Origin of the sequence: Pseudoclavibacter sp. 8L (genome assembly GCF_902506465.1) — a bacterium.
Taxonomy (GTDB): domain Bacteria; phylum Actinomycetota; class Actinomycetes; order Actinomycetales; family Microbacteriaceae; genus Pseudoclavibacter.
In genome coordinates, this window is sequence record NZ_LR733185.1 from 995,836 (window position 1) to 1,013,978 (window position 18,143).

Sequence of the window (18,143 nt, forward strand, 5' to 3'; positions counted from 1 at the left end):
CTACTCCTCGGTCTTCGCTGCGTCGGCGGTGTGCTTGCCGTCCGAGTCAGCTTCGGTGCTGTCCTCTTCCGAGGTCTGCGCGTCCAACGGCTCGGCTCCGGCTCCGGCCACTGCCGCGCGCCGGCGACGGATGGTGCGCACGAGACCCGCGACGAAGAGCACGGCCAGGCCGACGCTCGCGACGAGGATCGCGATGCTCTCCCACTCGGCGCGCACATCCAGGCGGATCTGCTTCGTCGAGGAGAGCTGCTCGCCCTCCGGAGTCATGACGTTCACGGTGACGTACGTCGTGCCGTTGGCGATCGCCTTGATGGGGATGCCGACACGCGACATCGAGTTCGGCTCGATCGTGAGGGCCACGGCGTCGCCGGTCTCGACTGCCCCCGTCGTCGGCCTCAACTCGACGAGCACGGTGACTTTGCGATTAGGAACTGCGTTGGACACGAAGAGTGGCAGCTCCGTGTCGCGGCCCACGATGAGCGCCTCGCTCGTGTCGCCGAGCTGCACGTACGACTCCGTGAGCGTGACGTAGTCCCGGAGTCCGCTGACGGCGGTCTGCGCCTCTGCCGGAACGGTCGCCCATCCGGTCGCGAGCGCACCGATACCGGCGACTCTGACGGGGTCGCTGTAATCCAGCGGGTCGTCGAAGATCGTCGAGATGACCTGCGCACGCTCGATGGTCTGCATGACGCTCGTCATCTGGTTGAACGAGGTCTCGCCGACACTGCCGTCGATGAGGGAGGCCTCTCGGCGCCCGGTGTCGGCATCGCTCGGGAACGTCAGCGGCGTCGATGACGCCCAGCTCAGCCCATCCACGAACTGGAGGGTCTGTGCGAGGCGGTCGCCGTCGAACTCGTCGCGAGTCACCGTGCCGACCAGCGTGCGCGGCTCGTAGGGCAGCTCGCGGGTCACGACGGCCAGCAGGGTCGCGATGCGGGTGGCCGCCTCGTTCCACTCCTCATCGGTGGTGGCGTGCACGGCGTCGTCGATCGCGTCGTCGAGGGTCTTCTCGGCGATCACCGCGCTCCACCCGGCGACCGTGGCCTGCGCGCTCTCCGTGAAGTCCGCATCCGCGCTGACCCCCGTGTTGGAGTCGTCCAGGATGAGCGACTCGCCGCCCCAGCCACGGAACTTGTCGAGGTCCGTCGACTGGACGGTGCCCGCTTGAGGCCAGACGACGCCGCTCATCGTGTACGGGAAGCTGACGAGGCTCTCGGTCGTGGGGAGCGGCGGTGCGACGGGCTCAGGATCCTCCGTGGCGGTCGGCTCCGGAGTCTCGGCTGCGGTCGCCTCTGGAGACGCGGACGCTTCTGCACTGCCCTCCGTGTCGGTGCCAGTGGCCCCGTCCTCGGAAGGCGTAGACGCCCCCGTGTCTGCGCTCTCGGTGGGCGTGGGCGTGGGTGTCTGCGTTTCCGTGGGATCGGCGAAGTTCGCGGGATCGATGTCGAAGTCGAAGTTCGTGACCTCGAGCGGCTGCTGCGCCCCCCACTGCGACTGGAGGGTGAGGCTCGCGTCGGCGAAGGGAAGCTCGAACGTCTGGTTGTCGAGGGCCGTCAGCCGGTCCAGCCAGGTCAGCGCCGACTGCGGCGCTGCAGAGCCGAGCACGCGGATCGAAGCCAGGATGCGGGGGTCGATCGCGACGGTCGAGTTCGGGCTGGCCTCGACTGCGGCGAGGATCTCCTCGAGGCGCCCGCCCGGTGCCGTCTGCTCGGCAAGTCGCGCACTGCTGAGCAGCGGCTCATCGGCGTCGACGAACAGGCCGGAGGTGATGGGGACGACGGTCGAGACGAGCGTCGGCTCAGCCGCCGCGGCCCCATTGAGCACGATCGTGGAACGCGCCTGTGCGAGCTTCGCGTCACCACTCGTGAGCGTCGCAGCCATGGCACGAGGCCCGAAGTCGTCGGTGGCGGCGAAGGGCAGCCCCTCCGCGGAAACGGAGACGTTGAGCAGGTCCGTCTCTCCTGGCGGAACGCTCTCGGTTGCGAGGCTCGCGACGACATCGAGCCGGTCGACTGCGGACTCGCTGCTCGAGGAGCTCCACGCATCCAACGCGAACCTCGTGTCGATCGTCGACGAGCCGACCGCGAGCTCGAGCTGAGCGGGCGGGAGCTCGGCATCCGTCTTGTTCACGACGACGAGCTCCACGACAAGCGGTCCGCCGGGCTGCACGAGACCGCCGTCGGCCGGCGCGGCGAAGATCGAGACCTGCCCGTCCGGCGCGTCGGCGATGGCCCGCGGCGCGGCCGTCGAAGAGCTGACCGCGGCCGGGCTCGTGTGGTTCGTGGGTGCACCTGACGCGCCACCGGTGACCCCGAGCGCCAGCACCGACGCCAGGAGCGTCGCAGGGACAACCCGGCGTGCGCAGGCACGCAGGAACCGTGGCACAGCGGCGCGCGGTGCGTGGTCCATGACCTCCATAGTAAGGACGGACGGCGAGGTGGCGAGCTGAACGCGCCCTCAGTGGCGAGCCGACCATCTGCCTCGCCTCGTAGAATGAGCGGATGCAAAACGTGCAGTCCGCCATGGAACGCCTTCGCGGACTCGCGACCGCGTCCCCCGTCGCCGAGCTCGCCTCCGCCTTCGAGGCCGCGGGCTTCGAGCTCGCCCTGGTCGGCGGCCCGGTTCGGGATGCCTTCCTCGGAAGGGACGTCACCGACCTCGATTTCACAACGAACGCTCGGCCGGATGAGATCCTCCGCATCGTCGCCCCGATCGCGGATGCGCACTGGGACATCGGTCGCGAGTTCGGCACGATCGGGGCCCGGTTCTCCGGTGAGACCGTCGAGATCACGACTTACCGGGCCGACAGCTACGACGGGACATCTCGAAAGCCCGTCGTAGCGTTCGGCGACAGCATCGACGGTGACCTGCATCGTCGCGACTTCACCGTCAACGCGCTAGCCCTTCAGCTCCCCGCGCTCACGCTCGTCGACCCCTCCGACGGCACGAAAGACCTCATCGAGACGACCCTGCGCACGCCCATCGAGGCTGCAGTCTCGTTCGGCGACGACCCCCTGCGGATGCTGCGGGCGGTGCGGTTCACATCGCAGCTCGGCTTCCAGCTGGACCGCGACTCCTTCGACGCGATCGTCGAGCTGCGGCGGCGCATCCTCGACATCTCTGCGGAACGAGTGCGCGACGAGCTCGTGAAGCTGCTCAAGACGGACACACCTCGGCCGGGCCTCGAGCTGTTCGTCGAGACGGGGCTCGCCGAGCTCGTGCTGCCGGAGCTGCCCGCGCTGCAGCTCGAACGCGATGACGCGCACCGGCACAAGGACGTCTATGAGCACTCCATCACGGTGCTCGAGCAGGCCATCAGCCTCGAGCGCGAACGCAACCCCGGAGCGGACTCGGACCTCGTCCTGCGCCTCGCCGCGCTGCTGCACGACATCGGCAAGCCCAAGACGCGACGCTTCGGCGAGGGGCGGAAGGTCACCTTCTACAACCACGACGTCGTCGGCGCGAAGCTTGCACGCAAGCGCCTCACTGCGCTGCGGTTCGACAACGACACCATCAAGTCGGTGGCGCGCCTCGTCGAACTCCACATGCGGGTCTTCAACTACGAGGGCGCGGGCTGGACCGACTCGGCCGTGCGACGTTTCGCGCGAGACGCCGGACCAGAGCTGCAGCGGCTCCTCATCCTCATCCGCGCCGACATCACGACGCGCAACCAGCGGAAGTCCGACCGGCTCCTCTTCGCGATCGACGACCTCGAGCGGCGCATTCTGGAACTGCAGGAGAAAGAAGAGCTCGACTCCGTGCGTCCGAGCCTCGACGGGGAGCAGATCATGGCGATCCTCGAGATCGCCCCAGGACCGCTCGTCGGCAAGGCGTACAAGCACCTGCTCGAGGTGCGCCTCGACGAGGGTCCGCTCGAGTACGACGATGCCAAGCAGCGACTGCTCGCCTGGTGGGAGCAGAACCGCCCGTAGTCGCACCAGGCCGGAGTCGCACCAGTGAGGTGCGTGATGGCTTTCGGTGACGCTGATGGGTTTTTACCCATCATCACTCGTGAATAGCCAGCACGCGCCGAGCAGAAACCCACCATCGGTCACCCAAACCCAGCACGAATCGTCCACGGGTGGGGCGATGCGGCAGGGAAGACGGCGGAAGGCGCGTTCGGTCTGCCGAGTCAACTCTGCTCAGCCAGGTCAAGTCTGCTCAGCCAGGTGAACTCCGGTCTGTACAGGCAACGCAGAACGGCCCCCTCCGCAGAGGGGGCCGTTCGTGTCGATCTGCCTGGAGCTACTCGGCGACCAGGTAGTCGGCGAGGCTGTAGCCCGAGCAGGAGACGTAGCTCGAGCTCGTCGCCTCTTCGACGACGTTGCCGTTGACGGTGAGCGTGCAGGTGAGCTGCGCGGTGTCCGAGTAGTCGCTCGTGGATGCGTACACCGAAGCGGACGAGCTGTCGTAGCCGTACTCAGCCTTGTACTTCATCGTGACCGACTCCGACCACGGCACAGCGCTCGCGAGAGCCTCCGTGTCGACCTGCTGGCGGTCGGCGCCCGTGAGGGCGTTGTCGTAGCTGTAGGTGATGTCGACCGGCGTGGTCGAGGTGCTCGTCACGGTGAGCTCGACATCGATCTCACCCTCCGACGGGAAGCCGTTGTCGAGAGTCGAGTACTCGTCGTCGAGCTCCTGCTGGAAGTCATCCACAGAGCTGTCGACCGAGCCGGCAACCGCGGCGACGGTCGTGGCGGTCGTGATGAACGGTCCCACGATGAGGCCGAGGCCACCCAGCACGAGGCCGATGATCGCCATGAGCTTCTTCGCGTTGTAGCGCTTGACGACGAGGCCTGCTATGCCCAGGCCGATGCCGACGAGGGCGAACAGGATGCCGAAGTAGCCGAAGAACGGGATGAACGAGATCAGGAGGCTGATGGCACCGGCGATGAGCGCGATGAGTCCCAGCGTGTTCATGCCGCCCTTGCCCTGCGGGGCGTAGTTGCCGTACTGCTGCTGCTGGCCTCCGCCAGCACCACCGGCTGCGCCGTAGGCAGGAGCTGCTCCGTAGGCGCCGGGAGCTGCGTTCGGGTCCTGCGACGGGGCGCCGTAGGCGTTGCTCTGTCCGGAAGCGCCGTACGCGTCGGGCGCCGGAGCGGAGCCGTACGCGTTGTTCTGCGCGGATGCACCATACGCGTCGGGTGCTGGCGCAGAACCGTAGGACCCGGGTGCGCTGTCGTTGCCGTAGCCGTTCCCGGCCGAGTAGTCGGGAGTGCTGCCGTAGCTCGGAGCCGCGTAGTCGCTTCCCGATGCGGAGGGTGCCGTGTACGAGGTGTCACCCGTGTATGAGCCGGCGCTCGGCGACGAGTAGGAGTTGTCGCTCGGAGCGCCGTAGCTGGGGGTGTCGCTCGGAGCGCCGTAGCTGGGGGTCGAGTAGCCAGAGTTCGACGATGCGCTCGGCACGCTCGAACCGGTCGACCCTGAGTACGACGACTGACCGCCCTGGTAGCCGGATGCTGCGCCCGGGGCCTCGTAGGAGCCGCCAGGTGCCGTGTAGTTGCCCGGGGCCTGGTAGTTGTCGCCGCTCGAGCCGTAGCTGCTGCCGACGCCGTAGCCATTGCTCGAGCCCTGCTCGGCTCCGCCGGGCTGGTCGCCGAACGACGCCTGAGGAGCCTGCGACGCCGCAGCGTCGCCCTCTTGCGGTGCTGAGTTCTTTGGCACGGGGGCGTTCGGGTCGCGTTCGCCCGCGCCGCCTGTTGGATCGCTCATGATTCCCCTAGGTAGTGGTGCGTTTCAGCGGACCACGGGGGCCGCCGGTTGTGCTGGAAAGAGCATATTCGTTCGCGCGTGGGGGAGTTCTTCCAATTGACTGGCATTTAGGAGCCGGAAGCGACTATGCTTGCCAGGTTGTCTGAGCGATCAACTGCCCAGGCACGCGCAATAACCCTCCTGCTGCAGATCGTCTGCAGCCGTTCTAGACCGAAGGAGGTGGGTTTATCGTGCATCAGTATGAGTTGATGGTGATCCTCGATCCAGAGATCGACGAGCGCACCGTAGCTCCGAGCCTCGATAAGTTCCTCAACGTCATTCGCAATGACGGTGGAACCATCGAGAAGACCGACATCTGGGGCCGTCGTCGCCTCGCCTACGAGATCAACAAGAAGAGCGAAGGCATCTACGCCGTCGTTGACTTCACGTCGACCTCGGCAACGGCGAACGAGCTCGACCGCCAGCTGAACCTGTCCGAAGCTGTCATGCGCACCAAGGTGCTCCGCGCAGAAGAGGCCATCGCTCGCGTCGCCTCCGAGGCGAAGCGCGACGAGGCTCGCAAGGCTGCCAAGGCCGCTGCTATCGCAGCGAAGCCCGCGGCGACCACCGAGGCCTAGTCATGGCTGGCGACACGATCATCACCGTGGTGGGCAACCTCACGGCTGACCCCGAACTGCGGTACACGCAGAACGGGCTCGCAGTCGCGAACTTCACCATCGCATCCACCCCCCGCGTGTTCGACCGTCAGGCGAACGAGTGGAAGGACGGCGAGGCACTCTTCCTTCGGGCGAGCGTCTGGCGTGAGTTTGCGGAGCATGTCGCCTCGAGCCTCTCAAAGGGCTCGCGAGTCATCGCGCAGGGTCGCCTCAAGCAGCGCTCCTACGAGACGAAGGAAGGCGAAAAGCGCACTTCCATCGAGCTCGAGATCGAGGAGATCGGTCCTAGCCTCCGCTACGCCACTGCGCAGCTCACCCGCACGTCCTCCGGCGGCGCCGGCGGACAGCAGGGTGGCGGCCAGGGTGGCTTCGGCGGTGGCCAGCAGCGTTCCTTCGGTGGCAACGGCGGCGGCAACGGCAACGGCAACGCGTCAGGTGGACGTCAGTCCGCCCCGGCGGACGAGCCATGGGGCCAGCCTGCGGGCCAGCCCCGCGACAACGGCGCATCCGGCTGGGCGACGCCCGGCGCATCGAACGATTTTGACGAGCCCCCCTTCTAAAGGGCGCTCGCAAACACACTCAACGAAAGAAGATCCCAATGGCTGGAAAGTCAAGCGGCGACCGCCGCAAGGGTGTACGCGGGAAGGGCGGCAAGCCCGCTGCTCCCGCGAAGCAGATCCGGGTCGGAGTCATCGACTACAAGGATGTCAACACCCTCCGCAAGTTCATCTCGGAGCGCGGAAAGATTCGCGCTCGTCGCATCACCGGCGTCTCCGTCCAGGAGCAGCGCCTCATCGCACGTGCAGTCAAGAACGCACGTGAAATGGCGCTCCTGCCCTACGCCGGCTCTGGCCGCTAAGGAGTAGTCGACATGGCAAAGGTAATTCTTACGCACGAGGTCTCCGGCCTCGGTGCAGCCGGTGACGTCATCGAGGTCAAGAGCGGGTACGCCCGCAACTACCTCGTCCCCAAGGGCTACGCAGTCAGCTGGTCCCGTGGCAGCGAGAAGCAGGTCGAGCAGATTCGTTCCGCTCGTGCCGCACGCGAGCTCGCAACCCTCGAAGAGGCGAAGGCGCTCAAGGACAAGATCGAGTCCGCCCTCGTCAAGCTTCACGTGAAGTCGGGCGCCGAAGGCCGCCTCTTCGGTTCCGTTCGCGGTGCCGACGTCGCGACCGCCGTCGAGGAAGCTGGCCTCGGTCAGATCGACAAGCGCAAGGTCGAGTTCCCGAACCCGATCAAGTACACGGGCAACCACGAGGCGACTGTTCGCCTCCGTGACGACCTCGTTGCGACCGTCAAGCTGCAGGTCATCGCCCAGCGATAGCCAGAAGCTGCCTCGGTAGCTGATCGACAGAGCACGGCCCCGGACATCTCGATGTCCGGGGCCGTTCCTGTCTCGCGTCGGGGCCCAAGTCGCACCCCACGGCCTGCACGCACCAGTCTGAGGTGGATGCGCGACCGAACGCTATAAGGTCAGCGGAGTCCAGCATCCAGCTGGTTCCCTTTCCTGATTGACACACGAACATGTCGAACCACACGCACCGACCGGCAGCAGAGCACGAGCCGCGCCGGTTTCCGGTGACGGTGAGCCCTACGGTCCTCGGCTTCATCGGGTCGCTGTTCATCCTCATCGGGTCGTTCGGCGCTGGCTGGATCGGCGATGGCCTCGGTATTCGCGAGTGGTTCCCCATCGCGTTCTTCCGCAGCTCACCAGACCTGACGCGTCTCTGCACGATGCTGCTCATCGTCGGCGGCTTCCTGCTCCTCATCGCCTGGATCCGCTTCAGGCCCAGCATTCGCGACGACGACGCCTCGCTGCGACGCGTGATCAGGACGGCCGTCATCTGGGCCCTGCCGCTGCTGATCTGCATCCCCGTCTTCAGTCGGGACATGTTCTCGTACGTCGCGGTCGGGCGCCTCATGGCAGCGGGGATCGACCCGTACCAGCACGGCGTCAACGAGATCGCCGGCTGGTACTCGCTCGGCGTCGACCCGTTCTGGTCCAGCACCGAGTCGCCTTATGGTCCGCTGTTCCTCGGCGTCGCGGCCGTCTTCTCCTGGCTCGGGGCTGAGATCCCCGAGTACGCCCTGTTCCTGAATCGCGTCGCCGCAACCGCGGGCGCTGTGCTCATGGTGATGGCCTTCTTGAAGATCGCCGCACTTCGTGGACGCAACCGCGCGTTCGTCGCCTGGATGATCGCCGCGAACCCCCTCACGCTCCTCCTGTTCATCGCCTCAGGGCACAACGACGGCCTCATGCTCGCCGGCATGGGGTTCGGCCTCCTCGCGGCGCTCAAGGGGCATCGTGTCCTCGGAGTGGTCTGGATCGCGCTCGCCGTCGCGATCAAGCCGATCGCGCTCATCGCCCTGCCCATCGTGGCGCTCATCGGCAGGCCCAGCTCGCTCCCCGTGTGGGACAGGGTCAAGAGCTGGACCCTGCACGGTGCCATCGCGGTCGGACTGGTGGGTGCGATCGGCCTCGTGCTGGGCCTGGGGTTCGGCTGGGTGACGGCCCTCACCGTGCCGGGGGCGATCCAGCACTGGTACTCCCCGTTGACGCTCATGGTCGGCACCGTGCGCGGCCTGGCGGAGCTCGTGGCCCTGGACCCGTTCGTGTTCGAGGTCATCCTCAAGGTGATCGCCTTCTCGATCGCCGGTCTCGTCGCCGCGTGGGTTGTCCTCACGAAGCGGCCCATCGACCCCCTGCTGCGCCTGGTGCTGTGCACGGCGGTCATCGTCGCGGCCTCCACTGCCATCCACCCCTGGTATGTGATGTGGATCCTCCCGTTCGCGGCCGTCGCTGGTCCGTGGAGGAAGGGGCAGGAGCACCTCGCGATGCTGGTGACCATCTTCTTCACGACGGTGACGCTCGCTGAGCCGACCGACTCGTTCTTCGAGGGGCCATACACGCGCATCGCGGTGGCCAGCATCACGGTGCTGTTCGCCCTGTCCGTGCTCGTCTGGTGGTGGCGTTCGAGCAACGTCTCGGGTCGTGCGGTGGTCATCGCCGTTCCGTACGGACAGGTGCTCGTCGATTGGTGGAGCGCGAGACGGCAGCGGAAGCTGCGGCAGCGCGCCGACACGCAGCGCTGAGCTCACGCTCGCGAGGCTGTGGAAAACGCCCGGATATCCCCGGTTTGCGTGGGGAAGTCGGCGGATGTTATGCACAGTCCTGCTTGCAGGTTTCAACCTTCAATGGATGCTTCACACCTGTTGTGCACAGCAGAACTTCAAAGGAAAACACCAGGTGAGAAGGCGTTTGTGGCCTACATCTCGCAGATTATCCCCTTCGTTATCCACAGAGTTTCCACACATCGTCCGGCGCGTCTCCACAGTTACACACAGAGTTATCCACAGGCACTCCGGTGATGGTTCGCTCGGCTGGGGAGCTGGGGGCTACTGTGGTCAAATCTCTCACCGGCATTCGAGCGAAGTCAGGAGCATCCGTGTCGATCGCGCATCTCGGTTCCTCATCTCAGGGTGAGCGAGAGACGCACGACGGGGTTCGCACGCCTCCCCACGACCTGCTCGCCGAACAGTCCGCCATCGGCGGCATGCTCCTCTCGAAGGACGCGGTCGCCGACGTCGTCGAGGCCGTGCGCGGCATCGACTTCTACGTGCCGAAGCACGAGATCATCTTCGACTCCATCCACGCGCTCTACGCCGCCGGTGAGCCCACGGATGTCATCACCGTCACCGACCACCTCACGAAGTCGGGTGAGCTCTCGCGTGCCGGCGGTGCCGAGTACCTGCACACGCTGGCCGGCATCGTGCCGACAGCAGCGAACGCCGGCTACTACGCGGCGATCGTCTCGGAGCGCGCCGTCTTGCGGCGCCTGGTCGAGGCCGGCACCCGCATCGTGCAGATGGGCTACCTCGCGGAAGGTGAGGTCGTCGACCTCGTCAACCAGGCCCAGGCAGAGATCTACGGCGTCACCGGGGCGGTCGAGAAGGAGGACTACGTCGTCCTCGCCGAGGCCATCCTCGAAGCACAGAACGACATCGACGCCGCGCAGAACAAATCCGGGGGCATGACCGGAGTGCCGACCGGGTTCAGCGACCTCGACCGCATCACGAACGGCTTCCACGGTGGCCAGCTCATCATCGTCGCGGCCCGCCCCGGTCTTGGAAAGTCGACGGTGGCGCTCGACTTCGCACGCTCCGCATCCATCACGCACGGCAAGGCCTCGATCTTCTTCAGTCTCGAAATGGGCAAGAGCGAGATCGCCATGCGCCTGATCTCGGCGGAGGCCAGCGTTCGGCTGCAGCACATGCGTGCCGGCGGCCTCACGCAGGAAGATCTGACGCAGATCGCCCGCACGCAGGGTGATATCTCCGACGCCCCGCTCTACATCGACGACAGCCCCAACATGACGCTCGTCGAGATCCGCGCGAAGTGCCGCAGGCTCAAGCAGAAGGTCGGGCTGTCGCTCGTCGTCATCGACTACCTGCAGCTCATGACAAGCGGCAAGCGCGTCGAGAGCCGCCAGCAGGAGGTGTCGGAGTTCTCGCGTGCGCTGAAGCTGCTCGCGAAGGAGCTCGACGTTCCCGTCATCGCGCTGTCGCAGCTGAACCGTGGTCCCGAGCAGCGTGCCGACAAGCGTCCGGCGGCGAGCGACCTCCGCGAGTCCGGATCGCTCGAGCAGGACGCCGACATGATCATCCTGCTCCACCGCGAAGGCGCTTACGACCGGGAGAGCCCGCGCGGCGGTGAGGCCGACTTCATCCTCGCCAAGCACCGCAACGGCCCGACCGACACGATCACGGTCACCTTCCAGGGGCACTTCTCTCGCTTCATGGACATGGCGCCCGGCTACGCGACGGGGCAGTAGGCGAATCCGGCCGCGCCTCCTCGACAACCTCGTCACCAACGCGCCGCCGGAGAATCGCGAGGCGGAGGCGACCAAGGAACGCGAGCGGCATGAGAAGCGGATGGAGCGCGAAGCTCGTATCTGCACCACGAGCTCGTCGGTCTCATCCCTCCGGCTATCGAGTTCAGCCCCGCGGCCGAAGCGCCGAGGCTCCTGTGCTTCGTACCTTGAATGCAGCACCCACTCGCGGTGACAAGGACAAGGGAGAGATCATGAACGCTGACGCGACGCAGCCGGCCAGCATGAAGCAGCGCCGATCGATACGCATCCTCACGATCGCGATGAGCGTTCTGCTGCTCGCAGTGCTCGTCATGCTGGTTGCCGGGGTCATGGCCAGCTCTGCGCCCATGATCATCGCCGGCAGCAGCGGATGCGCCGCGATTGCCACGGCCTGGACGACCGGCGTCCTCGCGATCCGCCAGCAGGCCAGCAAGTAGCCCGAACGCGATCGCCGAGGCGGCGAGGCATCTGCCAGACTGAGCGCACCGACCCCAACTGGAGGAACCCAATGGTGAGTTCTGAAGAGATCGTCCTGGGCGACCTGCCCGCAGGTATCGTCCGAGCCGACGAGGCCGTGGCCGGCCGTGTCTGGAATGTGCTCGGCCACACCTACATCACGAAGGCAGAGAGCTCCTCGACCTACTCATGGTTGTCGCTCGACCCGGCCGGAACCGGGGTGCCGCCGCACGTGCACCCCACCCAGGACGAGTTCATCTACGTGTTCGAGGGGGTCTACACCCTCTACCTCGACGGCCAGTGGACCACGGCCGGCCCTGGCGACCTCGTGCAGATGCCGAAGGGCATCCCGCACGCCTACTACAACAAGCAGGACGAGGCTGCGAAGTCGCTGTTCTGGGTGAGCCCAGGCGGAAGGCTGGCGAACCTCTTCAGCCTGCTGCACAACGTGACCGACCCGGCCGAAGTCGTGCGTCTCTCAGCCCTGAACGGCGTCGACTTCCTGCCAGAGGGTGCCGTGGAAGGCGCGTGAGGCGTCGCACGTGACGGATGCGAGCGTCCGGGGCGTGCCGGGCGACCCGGAGGCGAGGCGCGAGACATACGGGTCGGACGCAGATCAGCATCTGACGTTCTGGGCGGCTTCCGGGCCCGTGCGCGGGCTCGCCGTGCTCATCCACGGTGGATATTGGCGATCGCAGTTCACCGACGAGCTCATGCTGCCGCTGGTGCCAGAGTTCACCCGACGCGGCTGGGCCGTGGCGAATCTCGAGTATCGGCGGGGCGACGATGGATGGTCGGCGACGCGTGGGGACCTCTCGCGTGGCCTCTCGGCGGCGCGCAGCGAGGCGTCCCGGTTGACGGCGGATGCGCGGCTCGTGATCGTCGGGCACTCGGTTGGCGGTCAGCTCGCGCTCCTCGGCGGAGAACCAGGCGACGCGGTTGTGGCGCTCGCGCCCGTCACTGACCTCGCGCGCGGCTACGAAGAGGGCAACGGCGACGGAGCCGTCTCGGAGTTCTTCCGCGTGGCGCCCTCCCAAGCCCCGGAGGTCTACGCGTCGGCGTCACCGATCGAGCACTTGCCTCTGCAGGCACGGGCGCTGCTTGTGCACGGCGCCGATGACGAGCGTGTGCCGGTCGAGCACACCCGCGCCTACGTTGCCGCCGCCAGGCGGGCTGGCGCCGACGTCGAGCTCATCGAGCCCGCGAGCCTTGAGCATCGTGCCGCGATTGCGCCGGATGCGCCGCACTGGCCAGACGTGCATGCCTGGCTCGACGCATTCGCATTCGCTCATCACGCCTGAGGCAGTCGACCGTGACGCCAGGGAAGGACTGACAGGACCGCCTGACGACCCCGCGCGTCTCCGCTGCGACGTATGCTTCCATCCGGCGAGAAGTCTGAGCACAGACCCCGCCATCGTGGAGGGGAAGCCATTGGGCCAGCAGAAACAGGATTGGGTCCGTCTCGTCGCGGACCGTCTGCGCACCGAGTCGGGGAGCGCCCTCCTGCTCGTCGGCGTCGCGGTGTTCGCGTTGCTGTGGGCGAACTCGCCCTGGTCTGAGTCGTACGTGCAGCTGTGGGAGACCCACGCTGCCATCGGCATCGGCGACTTCCGCATCGACATGAGCCTCCACCACTGGGTGAACGACGGCTTCATGGTCATCTTCTTCTTCCTCATCGGGCTCGAGGTGCGACAAGAGCTCGCGGTCGGCTCGCTGCGTGACCGGCGCCAGGCTCTTGTGCCCATCGTCGCGGGCCTCGCCGGAGTCGCTCTCCCTGCGCTCATCTACCTCGCCATCGCCGGGCGCGACGCCCCGGAAGCGTGGGGAGCGGTCATCGGCACGGACACGGCGTTCCTCCTTGGTGCGCTTGCGTTGGTCGGTCCGAAGATGTCGAGCCAGCTGCGCGTCTTCCTGCTGACGCTCACCGTCGTCGACGACTTCCTCGCCGTCGCCATCATCGGCATCGTCTACACGGAGTCCGTGCAGTGGATGCCCCTCGGCATCGCCGTCGTCTGCCTCGTCCTCCTGTTCCTTCTGGCACGCGCGAACGAGTGGCGCAGCAGTCCGTACATCGTCGTGATCGTCGTGCTGTGGGCCGCGACGCTGCTCTCCGGTGTGCATCCGTCGCTCGCCGGAATGGCCGCTGGTCTGCTCATCCCCGCCTCGGATCCGGACCGGGAGGACGTGGTGCGAGCGAAGCGGCTCTTCCGCGACTTCTGGCAGTCACCCCGCGCCGACGCTGCCCGCAACGTGCGGCTCGGTCTCGCCAAGTCGATCTCCGTCAACGAACGGCTCCACGAGGTGCTGCTCAGCCCCGTCGCGCTCTTCATCGTGCCGGTCTTCGCGCTCGCGAACGCAGGGGTCGACCTGCGGGGCGGGATGCTCGGCGACGCGCTCACCTCGCCCGTCACGTGGGGTGTCGTCGCGGGTCTTGTCCTCGGCAAGTTCGGCGGCATCGCGCTCGGCAGCTGGATCGCTGTTCGTGCTGGCCTCGGCACCCTCCCGCAGGGCGTCGGCATGGGCAGCGTCTTCGGCGGCGCCGCGCTCAGCGGCATCGGCTTCACGATGTCGCTGCTCATCATCTCGCTGGCGCTCGAGGGCGAGGTCGCCGGGCAGGCCATCGTGGGCGTCTTCATCGCCATGGTGCTGTCCTGGGTGCTCGGCTGGCTCACCTTCACGTTCGCGCGCGTCAAGATGAACGAGACCACTGCCGATCTGCCGACGAAGCTGTCTCGGCCCGTCGATCCCGAGCGCGACCACCTCCTCGGCGACCCGGATGCGCAGGTCACGATCGTCGAGTACCTCGACTTCGAATGCCCCTTCTGCGCGCGAGCGACCGGCATGTGGCAGGACCTCGGCGAGTACTTCAGCGACGGCGGGGCACGCTACGTGGTGCGCCACCTGCCGCTGGAGGAGTACCACCCGAACGCCTTCCAGGCCGCGATCGCGGCCGAGGCCGCCGCGAACCAGGGGAAGTTCTGGGAGATGCATAACCTGCTCTTCGCCAACCAGGAGCGCCTCGACGTGCAGTTCCTGCGCGGCTACGCGGAGGAGATCGGGCTCGACCTCGACCGGTTCGACCTCGACATGCTCGACGACGAACTGCCCAGGCGCATCCGCGACGATATGCAGAGCGCCATCGACAGCGGGGCGCGCGGCACTCCGACGTTCTTCCTCGGCGAGACGCGCCACAGCGGTGCGCACGATGCACGCACGCTCATCGCGACGATCGAGGCGCAGCGCAAGGAGGCAGCCATCCGCCGTCGCTCGTAGCACCGCGCCCGAGGTGCTCGGCGCAACTGGGGCCTGCATTCCCGGCGCACGGCGCCGGGTCGTACGATCTCCTCATGGCTGACAAGAAGAGTGCTCTCGTCGAGGAGGGTGCGGCACCAGACACCGACGGTGTGCGATTCGAGGCGCGTGTCATCGCCGCCCCGGTCGTCGGCGATGCGGGCGAGCGGCTCATCGTCCGGTTCCCGGACGACGCGAGCAGAATGCTGCCCTCGCGCGGTCAGGTGGCCGTGACCGGTTCGATTCGGCCGAATGGCGCGAAAGCGGCGCAGTCCTTCGACTCCGTCATCGAACCCGACGGGCTCCGGGGCCACTGGCTGGACGTCGCCGCCGCGCTCGGTGCGGGTGTCGAGGCCGGCGACGCCGTGGCGGTCGAGCTGCGACCTCGAGGCGACTGGCCAGAGCCGGCCATTCCCGAGGACTTCGCCGCCGCGCTCGCGGAGGCACCCGAATCTGCCGCCACCTGGCATGACATCACGCCGATGGCGAGGTGGGAGTGGGTGCGGTGGATCAACGCGACCCGGAACCCGCAGACGCGTCTGCGTCGCGTCGAGGTCGGCCTCTCGAAGCTCGAGGCGGGCAAGCGCCGCCCGTGCTGCTTCGACCTCTCCTCGTGCACCGACCCCGAGCTGTCGAAGAGCGGCAAGCTCGCGGTCTAGCCCCGACGCCGACCGAAGACTGCTCCTGCGGCGAGCAGCAGCGGCACGACCGAGACGCTCATGAGCACGATCCCGAGCGGGGCGAGCTGCGGCAGCAGGAGCACACCGGCGATAAGGAGCGCGGCGAACACGATCGCCGAGACGACCCCGCGCAACATCCGCTCGAGTGAGCGCATCTGCCGATCGACGCTGGGCGTCTGCACCTTGAGCTGGCCCGCCTCGAGGCGAGTGGTGAGCGCATCGAGGCGACCGGGGAGGGTGACTGCGGTCGCCAGCGCGGAGATCGCCTGCTTGGCGACGGCCTGCACCGTGTTGCCGCCCTCGTCGCGGGTGAGGGTGCGGGCGAACGGGTCGACCGCCTCCCACATGTTGAAGTCCTTGTCGAGCGCCGAGGTCACGCCGGAGACGAGCGAGATCGCTCGGATGATGAGCAGGAAGTTCTCGGGCAGCTGGAACGGCATCTCGCGGATGGTGTCGCGGAAGCGGTCGGCGAAGTCACCGAGCTCGGCAGGGTCGACGCGTTGCAGCTCGGCGACTCCCATTCCTCCGAAGCGCCCGAAGAGCTCGGTCATCGCCTGCTCGAGCTCGATGGTGTCACCGGCAGGGAGGAGCACGCCGACGCTGCGCATCGACCGCACGAGCCCTGGCCCGTCGCGAGAGACGATCGCGAAGATCAGCTGGCGGAGGCTCGCCCGGAGGGTGTCGGAGATGACGCCCATCATGCCGAAGTCGATGTAGGTCAGCTCCCAGGTCACGGGCGCGAGTGGCTCGGCGCTTCCTTCGGCATCGACGTCCGAGAGGGCAGGCTGCCTTGGGGTGGCCAAGGGGGTCACGAAGATGTTGCCGGGGTGCGGGTCGGCGTGGAAGAACCCGGCGACGAACAGCTGCTGGAACGTGGCCCTCGCCAGTTCGTTGGCGACCTCGACGGGGTCGATGCCCGCCGCGCGCAGGGCATCCACGTCGGTGATCTTGATCGCGGTGACGTCGGAGAGGGTGAGGATGCGCGACGCGGTGCGCTCCCACACGACCTGGGCGGCCCCTACGCGCGGGTCGGCCTCGAAGTCGGCGGCGAATCGCTCGGCGCTCGTGCCCTCGTGGATGTAGTCGATCTCCTCGAGGCTCGTCGCGGCGAACTCCTCGACGAGAGCGGGTGCGTCTGCACGCTTGGAGACGAGCTCGACTCGCTTCAGGAGCTGGCCGACGCGGCGCAGTGCGCGAAGGTCGGTCTCCACGAGGTCCTCGATGCCCGGCCGCTGCACCTTCACGACGACGTTGGAGTAGCCGGTCTCCTCGGCGAGCGCGGGGGTGAGCACAGCCCGGTGCGCCTGCCCGAAGGAGGCGGCGGCGATCGGAGCCTCGTCGAAGCTCGCGTAGGCCTGCCCGAGCGGCATACCGAGTTCAGCCTCGGCCTGTGCACGGATGGCCGGGAACGCGACCGCTGGCACCTCATCCTGCAGCCCCTCGAGCTCTGCGGTGATCTCAGGTGGCAGCACGTCGAGGCGCGACGACAGGAATTGGCCCACCTTGATCATGAGTCCGCCGAGCTCGACGGCGAGTGCGTGGAAGCGGCGAGCGAGGCGCTGCATGCGCGCCGTGCGTCCGCGTTCCGCGAGCTTCCCGAGGCGGATGCGCGGCAGGAAGATCTCGAACCACCAGATCTGCACCATCGCACGCTGCGCGAACCGCACGATCCTGCGGTACCTGGCACGGCCTTCCGCCGAGAGCTTCGTATCGCTGCTGCGGACGGCACCGGGCCGGGTGACGGCTCGTGCCTGCGCCGCGGCTGCGGTCAGTCTGCTCTCGGCGGCCAGCTCCTCCGTGAGGCCGGGGCCATCGGTCACGTTCAGTCCTCGGCGAGGATCGAGTACAGCTTGCGCCGTGTCTCGTCGAGCAGTGCTGCGGCCCGTTCGGCCTGATCGGGGGTCGCGCTGCTCTGCACCTGGACGACGGCCTGCGCGAGGCGAGCGCCGGCCTTCGGAAGGGTCGCTGCGCGCTCGGCGCGGCGTGCGGCTGGCGACTCCCAGGGGAGCTCCCCGGCTGAGGCATCCACTGCGACGGCGCGGCCTTCTTCGGTGAGCGCGTAGACCTTGCGCTCGCCGGTGACCTCGGGCACGACGAGGCCCTCGTCGGAGAGCAGCTGGAGTGTGGGGTAGACCGAACCGGGGCTGGGCTTCCAAGCGCCACTCGTGCGGGCTTCGATGGCCTGGATCAGCTGGTAGCCGTGCTGTGGGCCCTCGAGGAGCGCGACGAGGAGGGCGGTCCTGACATCTCCGCGGCCGGCTCGAGCAGTGGTCGGTCGCGAGGCGAAGGTCTCGCGGATCTCGTCGACGGCTTCGCGGAGGCCGAAGCCGAGTCCGCCTGGGGTGTGCTGAGCGACCATGTGCATTCCTTTCGAGTGCCGAGCATCCGGTGGCGATCGTGTCGGCCGTGTGGATGCGCGGATTGGCGATACCTGACGACACCCGACGATACATCGGTGAATGTCGGTGAAGCTGTGC

16 protein-coding genes are annotated in these 18,143 nt (G+C 67.4%); 12 read left to right on the forward strand and 4 right to left on the reverse strand.

Going from position 1 to position 18,143, the window contains the following annotated elements; genetic code table 11:
- Positions 1 to 2,409 carry a DUF6049 family protein gene (locus tag GV007_RS04675; protein ID WP_160071204.1) on the reverse strand — a complete coding sequence of 803 codons (2,409 nt, stop codon included), beginning with the start codon at positions 2,407 to 2,409 and terminating at the stop codon, positions 1 to 3.
- Positions 2,410 to 2,501: 92 nt separating this feature from the next.
- Between GV007_RS04675 and GV007_RS04680 the strand changes: the two genes are divergently transcribed.
- Positions 2,502 to 3,932: a CCA tRNA nucleotidyltransferase gene (locus tag GV007_RS04680; RefSeq protein WP_160071205.1), complete on the forward strand. Its 1,431-nt coding sequence runs from the start codon at positions 2,502 to 2,504 to the stop codon at positions 3,930 to 3,932.
- 313 nt (positions 3,933 to 4,245) lie between these two features.
- Here the strand turns inward: GV007_RS04680 and GV007_RS04685 are convergent, their stop codons facing one another.
- Positions 4,246 to 5,712, reverse strand: coding sequence for a hypothetical protein (locus GV007_RS04685; protein ID WP_160071206.1), 1,467 nt, complete (start codon positions 5,710 to 5,712; stop codon positions 4,246 to 4,248).
- Between the two features lie 227 nt (positions 5,713 to 5,939).
- Here GV007_RS04685 and rpsF point away from each other — a divergent pair, with 227 nt between their 5' ends.
- The 11 genes from rpsF to GV007_RS04740 all read left to right on the forward strand — a co-directional run bounded on the left by rpsF (position 5,940) and on the right by GV007_RS04740 (position 15,645).
- Positions 5,940 to 6,329: a 30S ribosomal protein S6 gene (gene rpsF / locus GV007_RS04690; RefSeq protein WP_104244003.1), complete on the forward strand. Its 390-nt coding sequence runs from the start codon at positions 5,940 to 5,942 to the stop codon at positions 6,327 to 6,329.
- Positions 6,330 to 6,331: 2 nt separating this feature from the next.
- Positions 6,332 to 6,928, forward strand: a complete 597-nt coding sequence (locus GV007_RS04695; protein ID WP_160071207.1) for a single-stranded DNA-binding protein — start codon at positions 6,332 to 6,334, stop codon at positions 6,926 to 6,928.
- A 38-nt stretch (positions 6,929 to 6,966) separates the two neighbouring features.
- Positions 6,967 to 7,227: a 30S ribosomal protein S18 gene (gene rpsR, locus GV007_RS04700; protein ID WP_068482210.1), complete on the forward strand. Its 261-nt coding sequence runs from the start codon at positions 6,967 to 6,969 to the stop codon at positions 7,225 to 7,227.
- A 12-nt stretch (positions 7,228 to 7,239) separates the two neighbouring features.
- The gene (gene rplI / locus GV007_RS04705) at positions 7,240 to 7,692 is read left to right on the forward strand and encodes a 50S ribosomal protein L9 (protein ID WP_104329922.1); all 453 of its coding nucleotides are present in this window, start codon (positions 7,240 to 7,242) and stop codon (positions 7,690 to 7,692) included.
- A 200-nt stretch (positions 7,693 to 7,892) separates the two neighbouring features.
- Positions 7,893 to 9,461, forward strand: coding sequence for a polyprenol phosphomannose-dependent alpha 1,6 mannosyltransferase MptB (mptB, locus tag GV007_RS04710; RefSeq protein WP_160071208.1), 1,569 nt, complete (start codon positions 7,893 to 7,895; stop codon positions 9,459 to 9,461).
- 353 nt (positions 9,462 to 9,814) lie between these two features.
- A complete protein-coding gene (dnaB, locus tag GV007_RS04715; RefSeq protein ID WP_104243995.1) occupies positions 9,815 to 11,200 on the forward strand; it encodes a replicative DNA helicase in 1,386 nt (461 codons plus the stop codon).
- Between the two features lie 251 nt (positions 11,201 to 11,451).
- Positions 11,452 to 11,676, forward strand: a complete 225-nt coding sequence (locus GV007_RS04720; RefSeq protein WP_160071209.1) for a hypothetical protein — start codon at positions 11,452 to 11,454, stop codon at positions 11,674 to 11,676.
- 71 nt (positions 11,677 to 11,747) lie between these two features.
- A complete protein-coding gene (locus GV007_RS04725; protein ID WP_160071210.1) occupies positions 11,748 to 12,227 on the forward strand; it encodes a cupin domain-containing protein in 480 nt (159 codons plus the stop codon).
- A 10-nt stretch (positions 12,228 to 12,237) separates the two neighbouring features.
- Positions 12,238 to 12,996, forward strand: a complete 759-nt coding sequence (locus tag GV007_RS04730) for an alpha/beta hydrolase family protein (RefSeq protein ID WP_160071211.1) — start codon at positions 12,238 to 12,240, stop codon at positions 12,994 to 12,996.
- Between the two features lie 130 nt (positions 12,997 to 13,126).
- Positions 13,127 to 14,968: a Na+/H+ antiporter NhaA gene (gene nhaA, locus GV007_RS04735; protein ID WP_236558334.1), complete on the forward strand. Its 1,842-nt coding sequence runs from the start codon at positions 13,127 to 13,129 to the stop codon at positions 14,966 to 14,968.
- 74 nt (positions 14,969 to 15,042) lie between these two features.
- Positions 15,043 to 15,645 carry a YdeI/OmpD-associated family protein gene (locus GV007_RS04740; protein WP_160071213.1) on the forward strand — a complete coding sequence of 201 codons (603 nt, stop codon included), beginning with the start codon at positions 15,043 to 15,045 and terminating at the stop codon, positions 15,643 to 15,645.
- Here GV007_RS04740 and GV007_RS04745 read toward each other — a convergent pair.
- A complete protein-coding gene (locus tag GV007_RS04745; protein ID WP_236558388.1) occupies positions 15,642 to 17,333 on the reverse strand; it encodes an ABC1 kinase family protein in 1,692 nt (563 codons plus the stop codon). The two genes, GV007_RS04740 and GV007_RS04745, sit on opposite strands and share 4 nt — an antisense overlap.
- Positions 17,334 to 17,488: 155 nt before the next feature.
- A complete protein-coding gene (locus GV007_RS04750; RefSeq protein WP_228496668.1) occupies positions 17,489 to 18,025 on the reverse strand; it encodes a PadR family transcriptional regulator in 537 nt (178 codons plus the stop codon).
- Positions 18,026 to 18,143 lie beyond the last annotated feature (118 nt).